Source organism: Candidatus Methylomirabilota bacterium, assembly GCA_035764725.1.
Taxonomy (GTDB): domain Bacteria; phylum Methylomirabilota; class Methylomirabilia; order Rokubacteriales; family CSP1-6; genus DASRWT01.
Genome location: DASTYT010000003.1, coordinates 1 through 2,648 on the forward strand (window position 1 = coordinate 1; position 2,648 = coordinate 2,648).

Here is a 2,648-nt window from a genome sequence, read left to right on the forward strand (position 1 = left end):
CGCACGGGCTGCTCCAGCCCATCGCCGACGCGGTGAAGCTCATGATGAAGGAAGACGTGGTCCCGACCCTCGCCGACCGGCCCGTCTACAACTTGGCGCCAATCGTCTTCCTGATCCCGTGCATGCTGATCTTCGCCACCATCCCCTTCGCGCCCGGGCTGGGGGTGGCCGATCTCAACATCGGCGTCCTCTTCTTCCTCGCCGTCTCCTCGATGGAGATCGTGGGGCTGTTCATGGCGGGGTGGGGGTCGAACAACAAGTACGCGCTCCTGTCCGCGATGCGCGCGGTGAACCAGATCATCTCGTACGATCTACCGTTTGTTTTCACCGCCCTCGTGCCCGTGGTGCTGGCCGGCTCCCTGCGCCTGTCCGACATCGCGAACGCCCAGGTGGGCTTCTTCGGGGCCTTCATCTTCTACCCCGTGATCGGGCAACTTGCCTTCATCGCCTACATCGTGACCACCCTCGCCGCGGAGAACCGGGTGCCGTTCGACATCCTCGAGGCGGAGTCCGAGCTGGTGGCGGGCTTCCGCGTCGAGTACTCCGGCATGAAGTTCGCACTGATCCAGCTCGGCGAGTACGCGCACGCCATCGGCACCTCGTTCCTGGGGGCGCTCCTCTTCCTCGGCGCGTGGTCGGGGCCGGGGCCGGCGTGGCTGGGGCCGCTCTGGTTCCTCTTGAAGGCGATGGCGGTCTTCCTCCTCCTCACCTGGGTGCGCTGGAGCTTCGTACGAATCCGGGTGGACCAGATCCTCGCGATCTCCTGGAAGCTCATGCTGCCGGCCAGCCTGCTCCTGCTGATGGCCACGGCGGCGTGGGTGAGCTGGCGGAGCGCCGGTGGCGCCTGAGGCGAAGCCTCGGGGCTTCGCGCGCGAGGTGGCCGACCTCGTGGGGGCGGTGGGCCGGGCGATGAAGGTCACCCTGATCAACCTCTTCCGCAAGCCGGTGACCGTGCACTACCCGGACGTCGAGCGCGAGTACCCCGACCGCTTCCGCGGCGTGCTCGCCCTCACCTACGACAAGGAGACGGGCGAGGAGAATTGCATCGGCTGCCGACTGTGCGAGTACATCTGCCCGCCTCAGGTCATCAAGGTGGAGATGCTCAAGGCGGAGAAGCGCAACTACGCCAAGACCTTCACCCTCGAGCTCTACGCCTGCGAGTTCTGCGAGCTGTGCGTGCAGGTGTGCCCGACCGACGCCATCATCATGATGAAGTCGTTCGACGTGGCCACCGCGGACCGTCGCGAGCTGCTCTTCGACAAGGACCGCCTCCATGCCGTTGGTCTACAGTTCCCAGCTTCCTGGGCCACCGGCAACCTGCTGCGCAACATGCAGTCGCCCCCGAAGGCGGCCAAGGCCGAGCACGGCAAGGCCGCCGGAGGGACCGAGTGACCCTGGAACCGATAGCCTTCGCGGCCCTCGCCGTCCTCCTCATCGGCTCGGCGGTGGCCGTGGTCCTCACGAAGAATCTCTTCCACTCGGTGCTATGGCTGGCCCTCACCCTCACCGGCACCGCCGGCGTCTTCCTGTCCCTCGACGCGGAGTTCCTCGCCGCCGTCCAGCTGCTCCTCTACGCGGGCGGCGTGGTCACCATCGTGGTATTCGCCATCGTGGTCACCGAGCGACTGGTCGGCGACCGCATCACCCAGACCAGCCGCCAGCTGGTGAACGGGTTCATCATCTCGGGGGCGGTGCTGGTCGGCGTGCTCTCGTTCGTGCTCCGGTCCCCGGCATGGGGGCCGCGGCCGCCTCTCGCTGGCGACCTCACCAAGGCCATCGGCCAGTTGGTGCTCACGCGCTTCGTCCTGCCCTTCGAGCTGCTCGCGATCCTCTTCTTCGCCGCGCTCCTCGGCGCGATCTACTTCGCGCGGCCCGACGAGTGATGCCCACCTCGATGCCCACCGGGCTGCCCCCCTACGTCCCCCTCCACGCGTACCTGGTCCTCGCCGCCGTCCTCTTCTCGATCGGCCTCTTCGGCGTGGTGACGCGGCGGAACACCATCGGCATCCTGCTCGGCATCGAGCTGATGCTCAACTCGGTGAACATCAACCTCGTCGCCTTCGCCCGCTTCAGCGGTGATGTGGCCGGCCTCGTCTTCACCCTCTTCACGATCTCGATCACGGTGGCGGAGGTGGCGCTTGGTCTCGCCCTCGTGATCCTCATCTTCCGGGTGCGGCGCACCGCCATCGCCGACCACCTCGACCTCCTCAGGGGATGACGCCGTCGCCATGACCGATCCCGGCATCCTCGCCGCCATCGCCCTGCTGCTGCCCGCGACTTCCTTCCTCATCCTCGCCCTGGGCTATCCCTTGAGGCGCAGCGGCCGCGCCGCCGGCCTCGTGTCGATCCTGTGCGCAGCGGGCGCGCTCGCCGCCGCCCTGCGCGCGTGGTCGCTCGAGACCCCCGAGGGGATGACGCGGATCGCCTACGAGTGGATCCCGCAGGAGGCCGGCTCGCTCGCCACCGTGGGCGTGCTCGCCGACGCCGATTCCACCATCATGCTGGTCCTGGTCGCGCTGGTGTCGCTGCTCGTGCAGGTCTACTCGCTGGGCTACCTGGATGCGGAGCCGCGTCCCGCGCTGGGCCGGTACTACACCTACCAGTCGCTGTTCGCGTTCTCGATGATGGGCCTGGTGCTCGCGCCGGGC

General features: G+C 67.7%; 5 protein-coding genes. All 5 read left to right on the plus strand.

The features are described 5' to 3' along the window. On the plus strand, positions 1–848 hold an 848-nt coding region (locus VFX14_00140; GenBank protein HEU5188074.1), incomplete at its 5' end, for a complex I subunit 1 family protein. Further along, positions 838–1,392 carry an NADH-quinone oxidoreductase subunit I gene (locus tag VFX14_00145; protein HEU5188075.1) on the plus strand — a complete coding sequence of 185 codons (555 nt, stop codon included), beginning with the start codon at positions 838–840 and terminating at the stop codon, positions 1,390–1,392. The genes VFX14_00140 and VFX14_00145, both read left to right, overlap by 11 nt. Next, the gene (locus VFX14_00150; protein ID HEU5188076.1) at positions 1,389–1,883 is read left to right on the plus strand and encodes an NADH-quinone oxidoreductase subunit J; all 495 of its coding nucleotides are present in this window, start codon (positions 1,389–1,391) and stop codon (positions 1,881–1,883) included. The genes VFX14_00145 and VFX14_00150 overlap by 4 nt, the downstream gene beginning before the upstream one ends. Positions 1,884–1,894: 11 nt before the next feature. Further along, complete coding sequence (nuoK, locus tag VFX14_00155; protein HEU5188077.1) at positions 1,895–2,218, plus strand: NADH-quinone oxidoreductase subunit NuoK; 324 nt, start codon at positions 1,895–1,897, stop codon at positions 2,216–2,218. 10 nt (positions 2,219–2,228) lie between these two features. Further along, the coding region (locus VFX14_00160; protein HEU5188078.1) for an NADH-quinone oxidoreductase subunit L at positions 2,229–2,648 on the plus strand (420 nt) is incomplete at its 3' end.

Bases quoted from the DNA above. Each gene is read 5' to 3' on its own strand.
- nuoK (HEU5188077.1), top strand. From the start codon at position 1,895: ATGCCCACCGGGCTGCCCCCCTACGTCCCCCTCCACGCGTACCTGGTC.